The sequence below is a fragment of the Ligilactobacillus sp. Marseille-Q7487 genome (assembly GCF_949152225.1).
Classification (GTDB): domain Bacteria; phylum Bacillota; class Bacilli; order Lactobacillales; family Lactobacillaceae; genus Ligilactobacillus.
In genome coordinates this window covers 1-2,732 of sequence record NZ_CASCJC010000004.1, presented here as the reverse complement: position 1 = coordinate 2,732, position 2,732 = coordinate 1, and the positions used below count along the sequence as shown (strand labels likewise).

General features: G+C 29.2%; 1 protein-coding gene. It reads left to right on the top strand.

Going from position 1 to position 2,732, the window contains the following annotated elements; genetic code table 11:
• Nucleotides 1-1,880: LTA synthase family protein (locus QM017_RS09185; RefSeq protein ID WP_282709618.1), on the top strand; the 1,880-nt coding region annotated here is incomplete at its 5' end.
• Nucleotides 1,881-2,732 lie beyond the last annotated feature (852 nt).

Sequence of the window (2,732 nt, the reverse complement as noted above, 5' to 3'; positions counted from 1 at the left end):
GTAAGAAAATAATCTTTGAAAATAAACGACTTATTTTGATTACCCTAATTATATATTTTTTAACTGTCATTCAATTTCTAGTTGTTCGAGCTACGGAAGCTAAAGTGAATATTGATTTACTTAATTCTGTCATATTATATCAAGGTTCTAAAATATTTATCACATGTTTAATTTATTTGGCAGTATTTTATTTGTTGTACATATTAACGAATAAATATATTTATTCAGTATCTATCATTATTTTAGTATCCACATTAATAACCGTCGCAGAATATCTAAAAATGACTATACGCAATGAACCTATTCTCCACTCAGATTTGGTATTTATATCAAATCTTCCTGAAATTATGAGCTTAGTTAATCATGGAACCATATATACTGTTATAGGATCTATAATAGTACTGTTAGCAGTAACAGTTATTGTTTCAAGAAAAATAGAACCTAAAATGAAGTATAGACACCCAATAATTAAAAGAAGAATATTAACATTCTTGCTGGCTTTAAGTTTTCTAGTAATAATATTTTGGAAAAATGATTCAAATACAATACGCACTATGGTATTTAAAGCCATACAATATCAAGATACTCCTTGGGATATAACTGGAAGTGCAAAAATAAATGGGCCTATCTTGCAATTTGCAAATGATTTTATAGGTAGTCCTATGAAAAAACCAGCTAACTATAATGAAACTACTATTAAGAATATAGAACGTAAATACACAAAAATCGCAAACAAGATTAATCAGCAACGAACAAACTCACTAAAAAATCAAACTGTTGTATTTATTTTAAGTGAAAGTTTTAGTGATCCTAGTCGCATTCCAGGATTGAATATCGATCATAATCCTATTCCTTTTATTACAAATCTTAAACAACAAACTTCATCCGGTTTAATGGTCAGCTCTGGACTAGGCGGAGGTACTGCTAACATGGAGTGGCAGGCCTTATCCGGTATGGCTCAAGGAAACTTGGTTCCAAATGCTGGAACCCCATACTATCAAATTGTCCCTGGACAACAAATTGCTCCTAACATTACCAATCTATTTGATAATAAAATTGCCATTCATCCGTATACAGCAAATCTCTATAACAGAATTGGAGTATTTAACAAATATGGTTTTCAACATTTTTATCATATAGATAGTAAAGATAAATTATCTTTTACTGATAGACTAGGAAATAGTTCAGTTATTTCAGATGAATCTGCCTATGAAGAATTACTAAAACAAATTACCAATAATAGTGGTTCTACGTTTATTCAATTATCAACCATGCAAAATCATCAACCGTATGATATAGCAAAATATGATCAAAACGATTTTAAAATAAGTGGCGCAGCAGTAACATCCGAAAATAATTCAAAAATAGAAGGATATATTGAAGGTATCAGTAAGACAGATGTTGCTTTAAAAAACTTTATAGATAAAATAAACCAGATTGATAAACCTATTACTGTTGTATGGTACGGAGATCATCTACCAGGAATCTATTCAAACCTTAATCCTCAAAAAGATGCTCTGACTATGCATGAAACAGATTATTTTATATATAGCAATCGATCTACTGTAAAATTAGATAATCCAATAGTTGGACCATATGAATTTCCTGCCTTAGCATTGGAAGTTGGAAATAACAAAGTTACTCCATATTATGCATTACTAACAGAAGTTTCTAAAGAATTACCTACCATCAGTACTAATATAACTGGAGCAGATATAGGGTCCGACAGTCTTTTAATAAATCAAGATAATAAATTTATCAAAGAAAACGATTTAACACCTAAACAACAACAATTATTATATGACTATCGTCTTATCCAATACGACTTATTAATCGGTAAGCAATTCAGTGCTCAATGGGCACAACAAAAAATCAAATAATTTTAAAACAAAAAATAATCGATAATATTTAATTCAATTTTTCAGGACTGTTAACATTTTTAACAGTCCTGATTTTTTATACCTTTCAAAAAGTAAATTTAACGATATTCAGTTAGAATAAACTCGATAACATACTTCCATGTCCACACAGGTTAAACATTATTTATCCAACTCCACATTTAAAGTTAGTTAACAAATGAATATTATCAATAAGCTAATCTATACTTATCACAAAAAGCAACCCGATGTTTTTCAATTACTTCGTGAAATATCTACGGAACTTCATAAAATAAACATTTTTTTATATAAATAAAGGATCTGCCTAGCTTTAACAAACAAATATTCCAACTCTAAACACAAAAGTCTTCATACACATACCAAGACTTTAAAACGCCTTAACTATGGTTTCAATATACGGTTGTGCATTTTTCTTATTAACATCCTAATTAGTTATAAATAAAAATATTCAAATTAAGTCTTTGGATAGGCTTATTTAAGTGTTTTTTCTTTCCGAAATAAGCCAACAAAAAAGCCCTCCTCACTGGTAAAACCAGCAAAGAGAGCTCAAAAATCAAAATTAATAACTTTAATTTTTGATGACTGCTCTATCAGTCCACTTTGACTAAGAGTCTTTATTTCATAGCTTTTCGGAGAAAATTCTGACACAAGTTCTTATCATCTCTTACATTCATTAAATATTATTATATACTATTGTATAAATTCTTGCGACCAACTATCTTGAAAATTTCCTTCTCCTGTATCTGCATTATCAGAATATCTCATAATCACTTGTATTTTGTGACCAGCTATATTCTTATTAGTCAATGGAATTTGTAAATCAAATCCACTTTC